We start from the raw sequence: 20893 nt of genomic DNA, 5'->3' as shown, positions 1-20893 counted from the left end.
TAGAAATGAAAGGGGAGGGGTTTTTGTGTTAACCTACACAATTCGCCGTCTATTGATGCTTATACCCGTCCTATTTGGTATGACATTTGTTGTGTTTTTCATCATTCGAGCCATCCCGGGTGATCCAGCCCAAGTGATCTTAGGACAGCAAGCAACAAAAGAAGCGGTGGCACAATTAACTGAAAAGCTCGGCTTAAATGATCCATGGTATGTGCAATTTTTTCACTATGTAAAAGGGCTCCTGTCAGGAGATTTAGGGGAGTCATTACGAAGCTCAGCGCCAATTAAGGATGAAATTTGGCCATATCTTGCAGCTACATTGGAATTATCATTGGTCGCAATGTTTATTGCGATTTTTATTGGCGTCAATGCAGGAATTATTAGTGCGTGGTTTCAAAATTCATGGTTTGATTATGTCGCGATGATTCTGGCGTTAATTGGGATTTCGATTCCGGTTTTCTGGCTCGGATTAATGGAGCAATGGGCTTTTTCTTTAGAATTAGGTTGGCTTCCTTCAACAGGACGTGAGAATGTTCGAGATCCAGTTGAAGTGGTGACGAATCTCTATTTAATCGATACATTGATCGCTGGTAGATTCGATCAATTCGGTGAAGTCATCCGCCATTTAATCTTACCGAGTTTAGCCCTTGCAACGATTCCGATGGCGATTATTGCCCGGATTACTCGTTCCAGTATGCTAGAAGTCATGCGTTCCGACTATATTAGAACAGCACGTGCAAAAGGGATGAGAATGTTTTTTGTCGTGTACAAGCATTCATTAAAAAATGCGGTAATCCCAGTACTAACTGTAATCGGCCTTCAAGTCGGACTATTACTTGGTGGAGCGATCTTAACGGAAACGATATTTGGTTGGCCTGGAATTGGCCGTTATATTTATGAAGCGATCGGATTTCGCGATTATCCAGTGATTCAGTCTGGTATTCTCATCATTGCAACCATCTTCATATTGATTAATCTGATTGTGGACCTTCTATATGTTGCGATCGATCCACGCATTAAATACAACTAAAGGGAAGGGGGATTTTTGTGCCGGTTTTAGCAAAACGTGAAAATGAGACAAACGAGCTTCAACTGGAAGAAGCGGTTTCCCCGTGGCGAGAAGGGTGGAAAACCTTTAAGAAAAACAAAGTAGCATTAGTTGGCTCAGGAATTGTGCTATTTTTTATCATTATTGCGATCCTTGCACCATTACTTGCGCCATATGGTATCAATGAACAACAACTTTCCATTCGTAATAACCCACCATCTTCAGAGCACTGGTTCGGGACGGATGATTTTGGCCGCGATATTTTTTCCCGGGTGATCTATGGGGCGCGAATTTCTTTATGGGTTGGCCTCGTATCGGTCGCAGGATCTGTAATCATCGGCTGTTTTCTTGGCATTATCGCCGGATTTTACGGACGATGGATCGATACAGTGATTTCGAGAATTTTTGATATTATGCTTGCTTTTCCTAGTATTCTATTAGCGATTGCAGTCGTAGCCGTATTAGGACCATCTTTACAAAATGCCTTAATTGCGATTGCGATTATTAATATTCCGAATTTCGGCAGGCTCATTCGTTCCAAAGTACTCAGTGTGAAACAGGAAGAATATATTATGGCGGCTCGAGCGGTGGGGATGAGTGATGGTCGTATTTTATTCCATCATGTATTACCAAATAGCTTAGCACCGATTATTGTGCAAGCTACATTAGCGATCGCAACAGCCATTATTGAAGCGGCGGCACTCGGATTTTTAGGAATGGGAGCTCAACCTCCGCAAGCGGAATGGGGGAAAATGCTTGCCGATTCAAGGCAATACATTATTCAGGCACCATGGACCGTTTTATTCCCAGGAATTGCGATTATGCTTACGGTGCTTGGCTTTAACTTAATGGGCGATGGACTTAGAGATGCCCTAGATCCAAAAATGAAAAGCTAGAAATAGGTAGACTGCGGGACGAACACTTCGTACCGCTTTCCATATAGAAAATAGGGGGAACGATGATGAAAAGAAATTCTTCATTATTTGTAAGTATTTTAGTCGTACTAACATTATTGCTTACAGCTTGTTCTGGTGGGAACAAAGAAAAAGCTGTAGACAAGAGCGAAACAACGGAACCAAAAGCCGGTGGTACATTAATCTATGGCCGCGGCGCAGATTCGATTGGCTTAGACCCAATCAATGTTACGGATGGCGAGTCGATCCGTGTGACGCATAATATTTTTGAAACATTGTTTGTTTACGATGATAAGCTCGAATTACAACCAAAACTAGCGGAATCTTATAAAGTTTCTGAAGATGGCTTAACATGGACACTTACGCTTAAACAAGGTGTAAAATTCCAAGATGGCACCGATTTTAACGCAGATGCTGTTGTATTCAACTTTGAGCGTTGGATGGACCCAGCGAATCCGTACCATAAGGGAGACTTCCCGTACTATCCATTCCTGTATGGTGGATTTAAAGGTGATCCAAATCACAAAATTGCCTCTGTAAAAGCAGTAGATGCATCAACAGTAGAAATTACCTTAACTGAAAAAACAGCACCATTTATTAGTTATTTAGCGATTCCAATGTTCGGAATTGCCAGTCCCGATGCGATTAAAAAATATGGCGATAAGTTTTATGAACATCCAGTTGGTACTGGACCGTTTAAGTTCGAGAGCTGGAGTCGTAATGACAAAGTGGTCTTAAAGAAAAATGAAAATTATTATGTTGATGGACAACCATACTTAGATGAAATGATTTTCCGTGTGATTCCGGATAATTCATCCCGTCTTACTGCTCTTCAAAGTGGTGAAGTAGACATTATTGATGGCTTAAATCCAGATGATGCAGATACAATCAAAGCCAATTCACAATTAAGCTTAATTGAACGTCCAAGTTTTAACACAGGATTCATGGTTTTCAATACACAAATGGCACCATTTGATAATGTGAAAGTGCGCCAAGCGATTAATATGGCGATTAACAAGAAAGAATTAATTGATGCCTTCTATAATGGCTATGCAGAAGTGGCGAAAAACCCATTCCCATCTTCACTTTGGGGCTATAATGATGAGATTCAAGATTACAAATACGATGTAGAAGCCGCGAAGAAGCTACTGGCAGAAGCAGGCTTCCCTGACGGCTTCAAAACGGAATTATGGACGATGAGCAATCCAAGACCGTATTTACCACAACCATTAAAAATTGCCGAAGCAATGCAAGCGAACTTGAAAGCAATCGGTATTGACGCAGAAATCAAAACGTATGAGTGGGCAACGTATTTACAAAAGACGGGTGAAGGGGAACATCCAATGGCCTTATACGGTTGGACGGGTGTTATGGCAGATCCGGATAATTTCTTATTCCCGAATTTAAGCAATACGAATATCGAAAAACCAGCCAGCAACCGTGCTTTTTATAATAATGAAGAGTTTACAAAACTTTTGCAACAAGCTCGTGTAACATTTGAACAAGAAGAACGTATCAAGTTGTATAAACAAGCACAAGAAATTTTCCATCAAGATGCACCGTGGGTAACGATTGGACATACAACGCCACCTATGGGTCTTGCGGGCTATGTACAAGGATTTAACGCCCACCCAATGGAAAATGATAATTTTGCTGAAGTGTACTTGACGAACTAAGGAAAAGATTAGTCCTTACACTCTATATGAACGATATATAAAGGGTCTGACCTCACACACTAAATCCAAAGTTTATTGCGTCATTTACGAGACAAATAAACGAGATATAGTAAAAGTGGGGTCTGACCCTTATTAAGGAGGAACAACCATGTACAAACTGTTAAGAAGTCTAAGTAATATCGTTGGACCGAGTGGATTCGAACAAGATGTCCAACGGTTTATTTTACGTGAAGTGAAAGACTATGTGGATGAATACCATGTTGATGCAGTTGGTAATTTACTCGTGAAAATAAATGGCAATGATGCAAGTTTCCCATCATTAGTTATTGCGGCACACACGGATGAGATCGGCTTTATTGTCAAAAAAATTGAAGATAACGGATTGATTCGATTTGAAAAATTAGGTGGTTTTGATGACCGAATCTTGCTGTCCTTACCTGTACTTATTAAAGCAGATCGTGGCATTGTACATGGTGTCATTGGGACTCTATCCGTTCATTATGTGAAATGGGATGACCCAAACCGAGTCGCTAATCATCGTGAGCTATATATTGATGTCGGTGCCCGTTCGAAAGAAGATGTCATCGAGATGGGAATTCGCGTAGGCCAGCCGATTTCTTATGGAACCGAGTGTAAGCAAATGGGCAACAATCGTGTTGTCGGAAAAGCATTGGACGACAGAGCGGGCTGTGCTGTTCTGATTCATTTTCTGCAAAAATTACGTGAATCAGGTGCCAAACATGGCGATATTTACGGAGCATTTACCGTTCAAGAGGAAGTCGGACTAAGAGGGGCATCCGTTGTATCAGCAGCTGTCGAACCGGATTATGCGTTAGTACTAGATACTACGCCGACGAGTGATACAAATGACGTGTTGATGACGGGGACTAGGGTATTAGGTGCCGGTCCGTGTATTAAAATTGTCGATAAATCATTCATTGCCCATCCACTTGTTACGCAACATTTAAAGAAGATCGCCGAGAACGGCCATATTCCTCATCAGCTTGAAGTTTTCATGGGCATTGGCACAGACGCAGGGGCGATCCACATGACACATAAAGGTGTATCAGCAGGTGTTATTTCCATCCCATCGCGCTATACGCACACACCTATTGAAGTAGTGGACTTAGAAGATATGGAAAACTCCTATAAACTTCTTTATGAATTTGTTGTCACGTTGAATGAATTGAAGGGGAAGACGTTTTTAGATTCGTAAGAAGGATCCAGCTTATTTTTTAGTGGATAGTCCTTGAAGTTCAAATTGGAGTAAATGATTTTTTTCCATAGTCTATTTTAGGCGTTTCTTAAAGAAAGCAATAACCACATTACCTTGTTCTTAACACCTATTACTTCAAAACTTATTTAGATAAGAAAAATTAAAAGGAATTTAGCTAAATAATCAAAATATACTTAATTTAAGGAAGGGGATATCTGAGAAAGTAGGTGTAGTGTTGGATTATAGACAAAAAAAGGCGCTTGTTATTGCAGTTATATTTGGTATATTATTAACAATTGCTATTCTTTGTGTTTACCTAAATTCTCCAAAAGAAAAAGGGGAAGAAAAGTCTGTTGCTGAAGTTGACGTACCAGAAATTAATACAGGTGGAACGAGCATGTCGGCGTTTGAGATAGTAGATGAAACTGCTTATATTTCTGAGGATGTGGCAGCGAAAAAGGAATAGGAATAAATGCTGACCAGTCCTCGATACTGGTCAGTTTTTGATTCCGGGGATTAAGGAAAGTTTAGGTTATAAGGGAGACATTTGATTAAATGCATACTTTCTATTCATTTAATTTGCTTTGCTATCAGTCATAATATTGTTAGTGATTAACTAAAAGCATATAAATAGTATTTCCATTTTATTCATGGTTTTGCTTCGTGTAACAGGGGTATTTAATTTTACAGCAAAAGGTTTTGGTTGTGCTACCCGGATTTTGTCGAAAAAATTCAAAGTGAGGAAGTAGTTGAATATGATAAAATAATAAAATGACTGAATAATAGGATTTGATTGTTAATTATTTTCTGCTTGGAAAAGATGTTTGAGCAAGTTATCAAGTCAGTATATAAGGACAAGGCTCCGGTTTCTTATGAAATGAGAGGGGTCTTCCATAAATAAAAAGTCAGACCCAGTATGTATTACACATTGTTTAATGCAAGTGTAAATAACACGATAAACGGATTGCCGAGTGCTGAATTGGACTCTTTTTGGGGATGATTTCTGTACATAAACGAGGGAGAATTTATCATGAATGCAAGTATAACAAAGGAAGACTTTTATCACATTCTCAAAGATGCTTTTGAAAAAGGAGAATCGGAGAGGGATGTAACAGTCAATGAGCTAGTGGAAGAATTGTCTTTAAAGCTCCAGGCCATTTTGCCCAAAAGCGTAAGATAGATAAAAGGATAGGACTTATCCCGCATTAACGGGCAATAGAACGGGCTAACAATCGATAGGGGGTGAAGAACCCCCACAGATTGAAGTTTCACTTTATTTAGAAAAAGTTTAGGTTTTGTATTTTATTAAAGTTTCGAAGTGATGGAACAATTTGATGAGGCTTTATCTTTCAATAGAACAAGAAACAGATATTCAACCTGAACATGCTCAAAAACAACTTCTATTTATTATAACTTCTGTTCTTCTTACTCAGTAAATAATACCTCAAAATCATTCACTTTCATCGATTATGTTTTCCAATGTCAATAAATGATTTTATTTGAGTTATTCAAATTTACCCGAAAAGTTAACTTGTTCAAGCGAAAAAGTTTAAAATGGTGTAGAATAGCATTAGAAATAGATAAGGAGGTAATAACATGCGATTAGAAGGAAAGAAAGTTATTAGCCTAGTTCATCATGAGTGTGAAGATTTAGAGCTATGGTATCCGATTCTCAGACTTCGGGAAGAGGGAGCGATTGTCCATCTTGCTGGTGAAGTGGCAAATGAGACGTATATCGGCAAATACGGTGTGCCAGCAGAATCTGATATGGCTTATGGTGATGTGAATCCAGAAGACTATGATGCCATTCTAGTACCAGGAGGCTGGGCACCTGATAAAATCAGAAGGTTTCCTGAAGTTATCTCCTTAATCCAAGAAATGGATGCTAGTGAAAAACCAATTGGTCAAATCTGTCATGCAGGCTGGGTATTGATTTCTGCGAAAATTTTGCAAGGTAAAAACGTAACAAGTACACCTGGCATTAAAGATGATATGGAAAATGCAGGTGCTAATTGGTATGACGAACCGGTTATTACAGATGGACATCTTATCTCAAGCCGTCGTCCACCAGATCTGCCAGATTATTTAAGAGAGTTTATTAACGTATTAGAAGGAAAATGATAGTACGTTTTATAGAAAAGCGGGAGTCCTGATAATGGGTCTTCCGTTTTTTTTGTCGTAGTTCCGGAATGTTTAATGCAACAGTTTTACTTCCTAAATTAGGCTCCGGCACGCAAATCGCCAATCCCGCTCGAGAAGTATCGATTCTGGCACGTAAATCCCCGATTCTGGCACGTAAATTCGAAATGGCGCTCACAAATTTGATTTCCGGATCGTAAAGCTTGAAAAGGAAGGTGGATTTTCCGTATCTGAAGGTAATACGAAGTGCTAGTTTCGGAAAAAACCTATGCACACACCGTTTGCATAGGTTTTCTATTTTTTACTTCGTTACATTCTATCAGGTGGTCTTGCGCAGGATAGGCATTCCGTGATTAATTGCGACCGTATGGTTCAAAGTCAAGTACTAATAATTAACTTAAAATATTCATGGAAAATGAAAAATCTTACATTCCTTAGTTATCTCCGACACCATCTTATTAATTGTGATCAGATAGTCCAGATAAAGAGAAGTAAATCCCTATTTTAGAAGACTCCAATTTCTATCATTGAATTGCATTGGTATTGAAAGTGAATTTTACACTATCACCTAACCATATTGTTTCTGAATATTCTAATGGAGTTTGATCATCTAAGTAGGAAATACTCTTTAGAAAAGTTGCAGGGACAGTGTATTGGACATTTAATAGCTTCATGTCTGCTGCATTTGGAATGATGGATTGTATAGAATTTTCAATATTTACAGGTGTTAGATTATAGTTTTTTGAAAGAGTTGTACTTAGGTGGTTACCTATTAACGGTTTATCTAGTATTTTAGGAACCATTGAGTCAGCTAACCACGATCTATTAAGTCCGATAGGTTTGTTATTGAATAAAAATAAGCGTTTAATATAAACTAAACTTTCCTCTTCAGATATTTTTAAACATTCATTCACATGAGGAATAGTTCCACACATAGAAGATGTTAATAATACTGGAATAATATTATTCCCACTCTGTTCTAGCTTAGCATTTAATGCAGTTGGTAAACTGAAATCATGAACGAAAGGTTTCGGGTTATATTTAACAAAAACGCCTTTCCCTTGAATTTTATTAATAATTCCTTCTCTTTTCAATTCATCTAAAGCCTGTCTTAATGTAACACGACTAATGTCATATTCCTCTGTTAGTTTTGCTTCTGAAGGTATCTTTTCATTTTCTTTCCATTCATTCTTCATAATACGTTCTCTTATATTAGTTGCAACCTGATGATAAATTGGTACAGGCGAATCTTTGTCGATTGATATTCGATTAGTGTACACCACATAATCCCCTTTTCCCTATAGTTGTATGGTTATATATACAATTGATTGTAAATGATTATGAAGTAAATTCAAAGTTTACTGATCAATTTGAAAAAAAAAAATATTTGGATTGATAATTATTGTATGGTTGTGTTAATGTTAATACAAGTTAAAAATATGTGAATGGAGGGTAACTTATGCGAGATTATGATAATGCAATGAGAAACCAAGTGTTTAGTTTACCTAAATTATTAAAAGAGCAGTATGAGGATTTAGAGCCTAAAACAAGAAAGCTATTAACCACTCCTGAAATCTTTTCCATTCAAAAGATTGTGATTACAGGATGTGGAGATTCTTTCGCGGCAGGATTAGCGACAAAACACATCTTTGAACTATTAACAGGTATCCCAACAGAAGTCGTAACATCCATTGATTTAAGTAGATTGTATGCGGAAAATCAATTAGGAAATTCCCCGAATAACCCATTTATTTTTGCAGTCAGCCATTCTGGTACAGTAGCACGAGTAGGTGAATCAGTAGAACGTGCGAATAAATACGGTGCTTATACAATTGGAGTAACATCTAATAAAGACTCTTATCTTGGAAAAACGGCGAAAAAGACATTAGATTTAGATATTCCCAAATTCGAATCAAGCCCCGGGGTCCGCAGTTATTTAGTGTCAGTCCTATCACTGCTTTTAATGGCCATTAGAATTGGTGAGGTTAGAGGGAAATACACGATGGATGTTGCTATGGATTATAGAAAAGACATTTTAACACAAGCGGATCTACTAGAAGAATCACTTACTTCCATGGATAGTAAAACATTAGCACTTGCTTTGGAATGGTCCGAAATGGAAGCGTTTGATTTTATAGGTTCAGGTTTTGATTATGCCACAGCTTGGTATGGGCACGCAAAGATCTTTGAAGCTGTAGGGAAGTATGCGATGCACATTAACACGGAAGAGTGGTTACATCTGAATTTCTTTATGAGAAACTTTTCGAAAATTGGAACAGTAATGGTAGCTAATTCTACAAATCCCAGTTTGTCTCGGGCAATAGAAACCATTAACTATTCGCTTGAGCTCGGCCGTCCAACATTAGTTATTTCAGATCTAAAGGAGAAAGCATTTGCAGAAGGTTGCACGGTAATAGGAACACCAATATCAAAATACTCTATTTCGATTCCTTTAACACAATTTGTTCCATTAGCGTTGCTGAGTGGCTATATTGCCAACATAATCGGTGAAGAAGATGGTAGGGGATGTAAAGATAATTGGTCATTTGCTCAACATGGAAATGCCGTAAAAAATAGTGAAATCATTGTAAAATAAGAAATGAAAAGAGGATTTACTAATGCTGAAAAATTTCACGTTGCGAACTAAAGAACATGATGTAATCAAACTGAACGATGATATTGTTGAATTTGTTAAAAATAGTGGTGTAGAAAGTGGGACATGCATCATTTATACGCCACATACAACGGCGGGATTAACCATTACTTCATATTGGGACCCAAGGGGATTAGAAGATTTACAAGATGAAATACGAAGAATCGTTCCAACGAGAATTGACTTTAAGCATCAACATGATACTCCACAAGATGCAGCGGGTCATGTTAAATCTTCATTAATAGGTGTTTCAATTAGCTTAATCATAGAGAATAGTGATTTATTACTTGGACATTCTCAAGGAATCTATTTTCTAGAATTCGATGGACCTAGAAATAGAGAATATTTCGTGAAGGTTCAATCAGACAGATAAAATGGAGGTAGAACAATGAAAAACAAATTAGTTGGCTTAGTTACAATATTCTTGGTGATGGTAATACTCGCTGGGTGTTCAAACGATAGTAAAACGACAGCAGATGGAAAAGAAATCATAACTATGTGGTTCTGGGGAGCGCCTCCTGAACATCAAGAAACCCTAAAGAAAGTATTAATTGATAAATACAATAAATCGCAAGATGAATATGAATTAAAGATTGAATATAGAAATTCAGTTGATAAAGATATTTCAGTAGCCCTTTCTTCAGGTAAAGGTCCAGATATTGTATACGGTTCAGGTCCATCATTTGTCATTCCGTTAGCAGAGGCTGGGAGAATTGAAAATTTAGACAAGTATGCTGAAAAATATGGTTGGAAAGATAGAATCTTAGATCCTATCTATGAATCTGGTACTGTGAATGGAAATCTTTATAGCTTAGGTAATTCTTTGAACACAGTTGGTATTTTTTATAATAAAAAGGTTTTAAAAGATAATAATTGGCCGGAACCAAAAACTATCGAAGAATTAGAGAAAATTATGGATGAGGCAATTGAAAAAGGGATGTATGCTTCAGTAACAGGAAACAAGGGATGGAAACCAGTTAACGAAAATTATTCATCACTGTTTTTAACCCATTTTGCTGGTGGTGAAAAAGTTTACGAAGCCTTGACTGGAACGACTAAATGGACAGATCCTACCATTATTGACGCGTTAGATACTTCTGCAAAATGGTATAAAAAAGGCTATTTAGCAGGAAAAGATTATACAAACCTTACGTTTAATGAAGCAACACAGTTATTAGCTGATGAAAAGGCTCCGTTTTTCTTTGGACCTTCTTTAGTATACCAATTTGCAGCTCAATCCTTTTCAGGAGACAAGGCGAAAGATTTAGGATTTATGGCTTTTCCAACTAAAGATCATCAAACAAATGAACCTTATTATACTTTAGGTGTCACAGCAACGTTGTCCATTAATGCTCAATCAAAACACAAAGATGAAGCTGCAAAAATTCTAGATACTATGATGACTAATGAGTTTATGAATGAAATGACGAAAACATGGCCTGGTTATTGGGGGGTCCCTTTAAAAGACCTAGAAATTGATACTAGCGACATGCCAGAATTGTCAAAAGCATACGCTGAAACTATAAAAAATATGGTGGATGGTGTAAATAAAGGTCACTTTGGTTATTATTCAGGTGTATTCTTACCACCAGCCACACAACAAATTTTCCTAGATATTGAATCGATTTGGAATGAACAAATGACTAGTACAGAGTTAATGAAGAAAGTGCAAGTAGAGTTTGATAAAGAAAAAGAAAAAGGCTTAGTACCACCGATACCAAAACCTACTGAGTAACTATAGAAAATGGGACACTCAAATTTATTTGAAATCGTCCCATTTTTATCCTAATGGAAGTAGAGAGGGGTCATTGCTGATGAGAAATACAGTCAATTATTTTCTAATATCCCCAGCGTTACTAATTAGTATATTAATAGTGTTTATCCCTGGATTATTAACAGTAATCGTTGCCTTTACCGACTGGAATGGAGTTTCAACAACGCCAAATTTTGTCGGTGTTCAAAATTTTAATGAATTATTTGTAGATAGCATTTTTTGGAAGGCGTTGTTAAATAATGCAAAGTGGACATTAATGTTCGTAACAGTTCCGATTGTAATAGGACTATTTACGGCTATGATGTTACTAAAAAGAAAAAAAAGTAAGAGTGCCTATCAATTAATCTTCCTCTTTCCTTATATTTTAGCACCAACCACCAATGCAATTTTATGGTTGAATATTATCTTCAATCCAGTTTCAGGAGTAATTGGTTACTTACAAGAGATTGGAATTCCAATTGATTCTCCATTATCATCGGTCGATACAGCATTATATGCAGTAGCATCTGTAGATATTTGGCATTATTGGGGTTTCCTAACGGTCATTTATTTAGCTGCACTTCGGCAAACTCCTGCTGAACAAATTGAAGCCGCTTACTTAGAAGGTTGCAATGGTTGGCAAATCTTTAGATATGTGTATTTTCCTAGTATTAGGCCTACGTTCAATATAATGTTTGTGATGATTATTATCTTCTCTTTCCTCACCTTTGATTATGTTTACTTATTAACTGGTGGAGGTCCATCACATTCTACTGAAATGTTAAGTACCTATGCCTATACATTTGCTTTTTCGGCATTTCAAGTAGGAAAAGCAGCTGCAATTGCTTTATTTATGAGCTTCTTCGGATTGTTAGCTTCATGTCTATATATTTGGATGAGTAGAAATGATTTGAAAAATTAAGAGGCTGGAGGAAATATTATGAAAAGTAGTTCGTTGGCAAAGAAGAAACGAACGTCTGTCTTATCACATGTGATACTACTATTATTTTCTATTTCTGCTTTAGCTCCATTGTCACTTGTGTTATTAAATAGTTTTAAAAATCAAACTGAAATTATCAAAAACCCTCTGTCTTGGCCAAAAGCATTAAATATTTCAAATTATGTTGATGCTTGGCATGCAGCGAATTTTAGCACAGGATTTATCAACAGTATTTTGCTTACTGGAACGACAATCGTAATAGTTTTAATTGCTTCAGCTCTTGCTGGGTATGTATTAGCAGGAAAAAAGATAAAAGCAACTCAAGCAGTCACGATCTATTTCATGGTCGCAATGACAATCCCAATTCAATTATTTCTCTTTCCATTATATTTTGTTTTAGCAAAATTTAATCTAATAGGGAATATTTATGCTGTTAGTTTTATCTTAGCAGCTGTAAATATGCCGTTAGCCACATTCTTAATGCGAACATTTTTTATGAATATACCTACTGAATTAGAGGAATCAGCAAGAATAGATGGCGCTTCAACATTCAATTTGATTACAAAAATAATGTTTCCATTGGTAAGACCAGGATTGATTACAGTTAGTATCATTGTGGGGATTTCTGTATGGAATGAATTTCTGATTACATCTACATTCCTACAAGGGCAGGAAAACTTCACAGCAACTTTAGGATTTTTATCATTAAATAATACGTACAATACAAATCAAGGATTAATGATGGCTGCTTCTGTCTTAATGATTGCTCCCTTAATTGTTTTCTTCTTAGTCGTTCAAAAGTACTTCATTGAGGGATTAGTAAGTGGGTCTGTTAAAGGATAAAAAAGAAAAGGGTGATAGTGAAAATGAGTATCTCCAAATATGAATCTCAGATTTATTCGGGAGTTTTAGGGAAAATCATAGGCGTATATTTAGGGAGACCTATTGAAGGCTGGACATATGATTCAATCTATGAATCGTTTAAAGACGTTAATCATTTCGTGCATCGACAAGTAGGAGTCCCATTGATTGTACCAGATGATGATATCTCAGGAACATTCGTATTCTTTAGAGCATTGGAAGATTATCAATTTAATAAAGATTTGTCTGCTGCACAAATCGGTGATACTTGGCTCAATTATATTATTGAAAATCAAACAGTATTGTGGTGGGGGGGATTATCTAGATCAACAGAACATACCGCTTATCTAAGATTGAAAAATGGAATAAACGCCCCCGTAAGTGGTTCAAGTGAGTTGAATGGAAAAAGTATGTCGGAACAAATTGGTGCTCAAATATTTATCGATAGTTGGGCCATGGCGTGTCCGAATAACCCTGAGTTAGCAGTCGATTTTGCTAGAAAGGCTGCAAGTGTGAGTCATGATGGGATTGCTGTTGATGCGGCGTGTCTATTGGCGCATATGGAAGCTAGTGCATTTGAAGAAAAAAATGTCGATAGATTACTAACGAATGCCCTGTCTGTTGTGAATAATGTTGAACTTACCTCAGTCATTACAGATTTACTTACTGTGTGCCATAATGCTACGGATTGGCGAGAAGTTAGAGAATGGATTTCAATAAACCATGGCTATGATAAATATCCTGGAAGCTGCCCTATGGTGACCAATCATCTAGTGGTTATTATGGCTTTAATCATGGCAGGGGACGACTTTCAGAAATCCATCATGATTGCAGCATCAGCAGGTTGGGATACGGATTGTAATGCAGGTAATGTAGGTTGTCTTAATGGCATACGTTTAGGGCTTGAGGGACTAAGTAAAGGACCAGACTATCGAAAATCTGTTTCTGATCGAATGTATGTTGTCTCAGCAGATGGTGGTAGCTGTGTGACGGATGCTGTCATTGAGACCAGAAAAATTGTGCGAGCAGCTTATGCGCTGAATGGGGAAGAGATACCGCTCCAAGTAAAACGGTACTCTTTTGAATATCCTGGCTCAACACAAGGATTTACACTTTATGAAGATTTCCTTGAAGAATTAGCAACTACGAAAATATATAATTACAATACGATTTCAAAAGAAAATGGATTGGTTATTGAATATGATCATTTAGCAAAAGGAAACCATTCTACTGTTTCATTGGATACTTTTGTTGAGTTGGAATCAAGAGGAAAAGAAGGGACTAGTTACTTTGAAGTTTTAGCTTCCCCTAGCCTATATTCTACACAGGAAATAGAAGTGGAAGTTCTATCAATGAATGAACAACAACCAGTTTTAACATTTTTTATTGATATATATGATCAAGAAGACGAAATTAAAACTTTATTTAGTGATCCCCATATTTTAATGAAGGGAAACAATCGTTTAAAATGGTCACTTCCTCATACACAAGGACATGCTATTTATAGATTAGGCATCCGATTAACAAGTAATGATAGAATCGATGGCCATGTAGTCATTAAATCGATTGATTGGAACGAGGCACCTAAGTCTTTTGAATTGAAAAAAGCGATAGAGTTAACGCCAAGTTTAACCCCTTGGACGACAAATACAACATGGATTAAATCATTTATGAGTTCTGCGGATCATTTTAATCCTGATTTTGCTGAAACTTTTTCCATTTCTCATTCTACTAATAACGGAGTCGTAACAATAGGGTCAAAGGAATGGAAGGATTATTGCGTGTCATCAGAAATTATTTTTACAAATCAAGAATCAGCTGGACTCGTCGCAAGATCTATCGGTCATAGAAGGTACTACTCTGTGCTTTTTTACAAAGATAGAATGGTAATCGGAAAACAAAAGGATCACGAATATATAAATTTAGCTCAAAAAGACTTCGATATGAAACTGGATGTGCGTTACAATGTATCGTTTTCTGTAAAAGGCAATGTTTTAGAAGTAATAGTAAATGGTGAAAAAGAACTTCATGCAATCGATGATGAGTATTGTAATGGAAGCGCCGGATTTGTAGTGAATTCAGGTGCAATCCTAGCTAATGGATTTAAAGTGGCGTCTAGCTAAATTTGGAGGTGTTCTTTATGGCAAATCAAAATTATGCAGAATTAACATACGCAGGAGTATTAGGGAAGCTCATCGGTGTTTATCTTGGAAGGCCAGTAGAAGGTTGGGCATATGAGAAAATCCAAAGTGAATTTAATGAAATAAATTACTATGTTCATGAAGAATGTAAAGTACCATTAATTGTTGCCGATGATGATATATCAGGTACATTTGGATTTTTCAAAGCATTAAAAGATTACAATTATCAAGACTTAACGGCCGAAAAATTTGGAGATACTTGGTTAAACTATATTATTGAAGATAAAACCGTTCTTTGGTGGGGGGGCTTGGGACGTTCAACCGAGCATACGGCATTTTTACGATTAAAAAATGGTGTAAAAGCGCCGATGAGTGGATCGATTGAGATGAATGGTCAGACATTAGCCGAACAAATTGGCGCACAAATATTTATTGACGCTATTGCCATGAGCTGTCCGAACAATCCTGATCGAGCAGTAGAGTTGATAAAGGCTGCAGCAAGTGTAAGTCATGATGGTATGGCAGTTGAGGCAGCATGTTTTCTAGGTGCTATGCAAGCCATGGCATTTGAAGAGAAAGAGATTAACACTTTATTAGATCGGGGGCTTAAGTATATAAGTAGTCCCTTCTTAAAACAGGCGATTCAAGAAACGAGAGAAGTTTGTAAAGAAGAAAAAGATTGGAGAAAAGTACGAGAGTTTTTAGACAGTAAATATGGCTATAAACAGTTTCCTGGATCTTGTCATATTATCCCTAATCATTTAATGGTTTTAGTAGCATTTATTTTAGGAGAAGACGATTTCCAAAAGTCCATTATGATTGCAGCATCAGCAGGTTGGGATACGGATTGTAATGCCGGGAATGTTGGTTGTTTAAATGGCATACGATTAGGGCTAGAAGGAATAGGTAGTGGACCCGATTTTAGAAATCCAGTGAGAGATATGATGTATGTAGTTTCATCGGATGGTGGTTCAGTAGTCACGGACGCTGTAAAAGAAACGCATAAAATTGTCGAAGCTAGTAAGAGATTAATAGGCGAAAATTATGAGAGAGAAGAAAAAGCTTATACATTTGATTTTAGAGGGTCTACGCAAGGATTTGATTTATGTCCATATTCAACAAATCACACGAGCCATTCAAAAATCTACAATGCCAATGAGGTATCTGATGAAAATGGTTTGCTTATTGAGTGTAATGGAGTAGCAAAAGGTCTGAGTGTCCATGTCTCAACACCCGTATTTATTGATTTTGATAAATTAGCGATAAACTTTTCGACTACAGCGTCACCGACGTTATACGCGTCTCAAAAAGTAACTTCAACCATTCATTATTATGATTCCAAAGAAGTGCAGATTAAGCATTATGTACTATATTATGACATCAATAATGAAGTTCAGCGGTTTGAAAGTGAACCTACTTCATTAAAACAAGGTGAAAATAAAGTTGAATGGGTTGTCCCAGATACAAAAGGTATGGCTATTTTTAGATTGGGATATGAAATACTTTCCGAAGAGAGATTTGATGGTAGTTTAGTAATAAAGGATATCGATTGGAATGAAGCACCAAGTCACTTTTATCAAAAAGGGATGATGATGACATCCATTTGGAGTACTACTCCATTTTGGTTGTATTCTTGGTCAAGTTCAGCCAAACATTTTGCTGCTGATTTTAAATACACATATTGTATTTCACATCATGAGAAGAATGGTGTCGTAACGATAGGGACACAGGACTGGAAAAACTATTCAGTAGAGTCTGCGCTAGAATTCAGTTTACATGAGTCAGCTGGATTAATAGTAAGGAGTAATGGTCATCGTAGATATTATGCAGCTAAGTTTGTAAACGACAAACAAATCGTTATTGTTTGTAGGAAAGATAATGAAGAACGAATCCTTGGTTCAGTAGATTTTGAATATGAACATGACAAATTGTATGAGATGGAATTGTCAGTGAATGGAAACGTTTTATCTGTATCAGTAAATAGAGAAAAATTAATTGAATGTACGGATGAAAATAATACGTATGATTGTGGTGCAGCAGGTTTTATCATCGATAACGGATCGATGGTTGCAGACGGGTTCTCTGTTAAAAATATAATGTAGTGTAAGTATGCGAGGTGATGATGGTGTCAAAATATTTAATCGTATCCACAGCTGTGACGGATGAAATCCATAAAAAAGATAGTTCAGAGGTTAAATATGCTCTTGGTGGAGCAGGCATTTATGCGTTGGCTGGTGCGAAAATTTGGTCGGACGACATATCGATTCTGACAGGTGTAGGTGAAGATTTTCAAAATCTTCATTTTGAGTGGTTCCAAAATAACGAACTACCTACACAAAATTTGATAATTAAGGATGCGAATACACCAAGAACCATCATTCGATATGAAGATGAAGAGAATCGAACAGAAACACCTTTTTACGGTGCTAAGCATTATCAAAAAATGAATGCTTCGGTGAGAGAAATTGAGGAAGCTGTTACATGTGATACGGAAGGTATTTATATATTTAAAGGGCACGATGAACAATTTTGGAATGAGTTTTTCATCCTGAACGAGCAAATAAAAATCAAAGTATTGTGGGAGCTTAATGCTGATTCTGCACATATTGATTTTAAACAACAAGTTAAGAGTATTGTAGAGAGAATTGATGTATTTTCGTTAAATGAAAAGGAAGCAAAATCATTATTTGGGGAAAGTGATTTAGATGTTGTTATTGAAAGATTGAGAGAATGGAGCATTAACACCATATTTTTAAGAGTCGGCTCAAAGGGAGCTTATATGCTAACGAAGAACGAATTGGTGAAAATAAACAGCGTAAAGAACATCAAGGTTGTTGATGTAACTGGTGGTGGAAATAGTTCGTCTGCCGGGGTATTAATTGGATTATGTGAAAATCGTTCTCTAGAAGAGATGGGATTAATGGGGAGTATAGGTGCCGCTATTTGTATTGAGCAAGAAGGCGTACCAACCAAAATTGATAAGAAAACAAAAGAAAAGGCTGAAGGACTCTTACAAAAAATGATGGATGAAAAGGGTGAATGGAGATGACAGAAATGAAAAAACTATTAATTGATTGTGATCCTGGGATGGATGATTCATTAGCTATTATCGTGGCATGTAAATCTCAGGTTCTTGATGTAAAAGCAATTACGACTGTTTCTGGAAATTATCATGTTGATGTAACACAGGCAAATGCGAGAAAAACACTTGAATTATTGAATAGGACAGACATACCAGTAGCTAGGGGGATGGCTAAACCACTTGTACGAGATTTAGCAAGTGATCCTTTTACACATGGTGAAGACGGTCAAGCTGATGCATACCTTCCAGAACCTACAATGGAACTTGCGAATCAACATGCTGTAGACTTAATTATTGATACAGTAAAAAAATACCCAAATGAGTTATATATAGCAGCACTAGCTCCATTAACAAATATAGCAATGGCCTTCTTAAAGAGTCCGGAAATTATTCCAATGATTAAAGGTATATATGCTATTGCAGGAGCATTTGGATTGAATAAATATTCATCAGCAAATGCAACTGGTGACAATCCTCAAAGTGAATGGAATGTGTATGTTGACCCAGAAGCGGCTGATATAGTATTTAAATCAGGGGTTCCTTTGACTGCGATTGGATTAGATGTAGCGACACATTTTGATGTTAATTTTTCAAAGCAGCATCTACTTACATTAGAGTCAGCAAAAACAAAAGAGGCAGATTTCTTATTAAATATGATTAATTTTGTTAATAATAGAGGGTTTGAATCGTATTGTGTGCTAATTGATTCTATGGCAATCGGAGCAATTATTGATGAATCCATTGTTAAAACATTGAAAGGGAAGGTAGGCATTGAGACCAAAGGTGAAATTACACTGGGGATGACAGTTTTAGACACGAGACATCATCATACATGGAACGATTTACCCGAAGTTGATATCGCATATGAAGCTAATTATGAGAAATTCCTGGGAATTGTAATGGATACTGTTTTAAAATAAACAAACTGGTGGTAAAGGGTCCAATCAAGATGTTTCTACTGCAAGATTAGGTGGTTAAGTAAATTTTGTAGGGAATGTGGGTAGAGATATTTTTGGGAAAGAACTTCAAGAGAATCAATTGCATGAAGGAATTAATATTGATTGTATCAGTATAGTCAAAAATAAACGAACGGGTGTAGCTACTAAAATTGTATCTGAAAGGGATAATAAGAGTATTGTTGTCTCCGGTGCTAATTTCAATTTAACTCCTTCAGATGTCAACCTTTCAAAGCACTCTTAGCGAGCAGTGATATTGTCATCTTGAATTGGAAATTTTTCCAAAGGCGGTAGAAGAAGTACTTAACATATGTCATGAACAAAATGTCCCAGTTATATTAATTCCAGCACCAGCGTCTTCGTGCACAAAGAAAATGATTGAAATGGCAATCTATATTACACCTAATGAGACGGAATGTGTTGAATTATTTTGAGAATATTCGGTTGATATTTTGAAGAAATTCCTAATAGGGTTAATCGTTACACAAGAGTAAGCGGGAGCAACCTATAATAATGGTTCAGTGATTGTTCAAGGTTATGGATATAAGACATCAGTTGGATACAATAGGTGCTAGTGATACATTTAATGGTTGCGGTAAGTACTGGGTATCCAATTGAAATGCCATCTATATATGAAGTTTAAGAACAATTAGAATTGTGAAAAAATGAAATTGATTGATGTCGGTAGAGTTATTCGTACCCCTACATGAAGATGTTATCTAAGTGGAGAAACTTACATCTTATTCTAATTTATATTAGAAATACACTAGCAAGTTCCTTCAAAATACGCGTAATAGGATTAGTCTTTTATTTGGCAAGTTTTAGTAGTGTAAAAATAACTTAGCTAGCGTGAAGGAAATTTACGGGAGTCCTGATAATGGGTCTTCCGTTTTTTTGTCGTAGTTCCGGAATGTTTACTGTAACAGTTTTACTTCCTAAATTAGGCTCAGGTACGAAAATTGCAATATCTCGCTCGAAAAGTATCGATTCTGGCACGTAAATCCCCGATTCTGGCACGTAAATTCGAAATCGCGCTCGCAAATTTGATATCCGGATCGTAACTGTAGAAATAGATGGCGTTTTCCACGACTGAAGGTAAAAGTAAGAGATAGTTTCGTAATAAATAAAAAACCTATGCACATATCACGCATGCATAGGTTCGTTCGTGTATTTATTTAGCTCCCTAACAACTCATGTTTGGTTAAAATTCAGATTCGTTTTTTTTGTCGTAGTTCCGGAATGTTTACTGCAACAGTTTTACTTCCTAAATTAGGCTCCGGCACGCAAATTGCAATATCTCGCTCGAAAAGTATCGATTCTGGCACGTAAATCCCCGATTCCGGCACGTAAATTCGAAATCGCGCTCGCAAATTTGATTTCCGGATCGAAATGGTAAAAATGCTGTGCGATTTCCACGCCTGAAGGTAAAAGTAAGTGATAGTTCCGCAAAAAGTAAATACCTAAACACATATCACGCATGCATAGGTTCGTTCGTGTATTTATTTAGCCCCCTA

At 36.8% G+C, this 20893-nt stretch carries 17 protein-coding genes and 1 pseudogene; 17 read left to right on the top strand and 1 reads right to left on the bottom strand.

Features of this window, described 5'->3' with window-relative positions:
- Nucleotides 1–25: 25 nt before the first annotated feature.
- From V179_RS0113690 to V179_RS0113660, 7 genes are all read left to right on the top strand, one after another.
- Nucleotides 26–1030 (top strand): ABC transporter permease, encoded by a 1005-nt coding sequence (locus tag V179_RS0113690; protein WP_028391970.1) that lies wholly within the window; start codon nt 26–28, stop codon nt 1028–1030.
- Nucleotides 1031–1047: 17 nt separating this feature from the next.
- A complete protein-coding gene (locus tag V179_RS0113685; RefSeq protein ID WP_034301150.1) occupies nt 1048–1944 on the top strand; it encodes an ABC transporter permease in 897 nt (298 codons plus the stop codon).
- Nucleotides 1945–2009: 65 nt separating this feature from the next.
- Nucleotides 2010–3638 carry an ABC transporter substrate-binding protein gene (locus V179_RS0113680; RefSeq protein WP_028391968.1) on the top strand — a complete coding sequence of 543 codons (1629 nt, stop codon included), beginning with the start codon at nt 2010–2012 and terminating at the stop codon, nt 3636–3638.
- Nucleotides 3639–3786: 148 nt separating this feature from the next.
- Entirely contained in the window at nt 3787–4854 is a 1068-nt protein-coding gene (locus V179_RS0113675; RefSeq protein WP_028391967.1) for a M42 family metallopeptidase, read from the top strand.
- A gap of 235 nt (nt 4855–5089) precedes the next feature.
- Nucleotides 5090–5320, top strand: coding sequence for a hypothetical protein (locus V179_RS0113670; RefSeq protein WP_028391966.1), 231 nt, complete (start codon nt 5090–5092; stop codon nt 5318–5320).
- Nucleotides 5321–5884: 564 nt separating this feature from the next.
- Complete coding sequence (locus tag V179_RS31055; RefSeq protein WP_154664007.1) at nt 5885–6034, top strand: hypothetical protein; 150 nt, start codon at nt 5885–5887, stop codon at nt 6032–6034.
- Between the two features lie 416 nt (nt 6035–6450).
- Complete coding sequence (locus tag V179_RS0113660) at nt 6451–6975, top strand: type 1 glutamine amidotransferase domain-containing protein (protein ID WP_028391965.1); 525 nt, start codon at nt 6451–6453, stop codon at nt 6973–6975.
- Nucleotides 6976–7517: 542 nt separating this feature from the next.
- On the opposite strand, the gene V179_RS0113655 is transcribed toward V179_RS0113660, so the two are convergent.
- The gene (locus tag V179_RS0113655; RefSeq protein ID WP_028391964.1) at nt 7518–8273 is read right to left on the bottom strand and encodes a GntR family transcriptional regulator; all 756 of its coding nucleotides are present in this window, start codon (nt 8271–8273) and stop codon (nt 7518–7520) included.
- 179 nt (nt 8274–8452) lie between these two features.
- Here V179_RS0113655 and V179_RS0113650 point away from each other — a divergent pair, with 179 nt between their 5' ends.
- The 10 genes and pseudogenes from V179_RS0113650 to V179_RS32470 form a co-directional block, all read left to right on the top strand.
- Nucleotides 8453–9589 (top strand): SIS domain-containing protein, encoded by a 1137-nt coding sequence (locus V179_RS0113650; RefSeq protein ID WP_028391963.1) that lies wholly within the window; start codon nt 8453–8455, stop codon nt 9587–9589.
- A gap of 22 nt (nt 9590–9611) precedes the next feature.
- Complete coding sequence (locus tag V179_RS0113645; RefSeq protein WP_028391962.1) at nt 9612–10019, top strand: secondary thiamine-phosphate synthase enzyme YjbQ; 408 nt, start codon at nt 9612–9614, stop codon at nt 10017–10019.
- Between the two features lie 15 nt (nt 10020–10034).
- Nucleotides 10035–11381 (top strand): ABC transporter substrate-binding protein, encoded by a 1347-nt coding sequence (locus tag V179_RS0113640; RefSeq protein WP_028391961.1) that lies wholly within the window; start codon nt 10035–10037, stop codon nt 11379–11381.
- A 79-nt stretch (nt 11382–11460) separates the two neighbouring features.
- Complete coding sequence (locus V179_RS0113635; RefSeq protein ID WP_028391960.1) at nt 11461–12321, top strand: carbohydrate ABC transporter permease; 861 nt, start codon at nt 11461–11463, stop codon at nt 12319–12321.
- A gap of 18 nt (nt 12322–12339) precedes the next feature.
- Complete coding sequence (locus V179_RS0113630; RefSeq protein ID WP_028391959.1) at nt 12340–13182, top strand: carbohydrate ABC transporter permease; 843 nt, start codon at nt 12340–12342, stop codon at nt 13180–13182.
- 23 nt (nt 13183–13205) lie between these two features.
- Nucleotides 13206–15323 (top strand): ADP-ribosylglycohydrolase family protein, encoded by a 2118-nt coding sequence (locus tag V179_RS0113625; RefSeq protein WP_028391958.1) that lies wholly within the window; start codon nt 13206–13208, stop codon nt 15321–15323.
- A 17-nt stretch (nt 15324–15340) separates the two neighbouring features.
- Complete coding sequence (locus V179_RS0113620; protein ID WP_028391955.1) at nt 15341–17443, top strand: ADP-ribosylglycohydrolase family protein; 2103 nt, start codon at nt 15341–15343, stop codon at nt 17441–17443.
- A 23-nt stretch (nt 17444–17466) separates the two neighbouring features.
- A complete protein-coding gene (locus V179_RS27915; protein ID WP_051404950.1) occupies nt 17467–18390 on the top strand; it encodes a carbohydrate kinase family protein in 924 nt (307 codons plus the stop codon).
- 5 nt (nt 18391–18395) lie between these two features.
- Nucleotides 18396–19343, top strand: coding sequence for a nucleoside hydrolase (locus tag V179_RS0113610; protein WP_028391954.1), 948 nt, complete (start codon nt 18396–18398; stop codon nt 19341–19343).
- Nucleotides 19344–19413: 70 nt separating this feature from the next.
- Nucleotides 19414–19623, top strand: a pseudogene (locus V179_RS32470) (PfkB family carbohydrate kinase); the annotation flags it as partial.
- Nucleotides 19624–20893: the final 1270 nt, after the last annotated feature.

Origin of the sequence: Bacillus cihuensis, assembly GCF_000504145.1 — a bacterium.
GTDB lineage: Bacteria > Bacillota > Bacilli > Bacillales > DSM-1321 > Peribacillus > Peribacillus huizhouensis.
The sequence above is the reverse complement of the archived record's forward strand: the minus strand, read 5'-3'. Positions and strand labels throughout refer to the sequence as shown.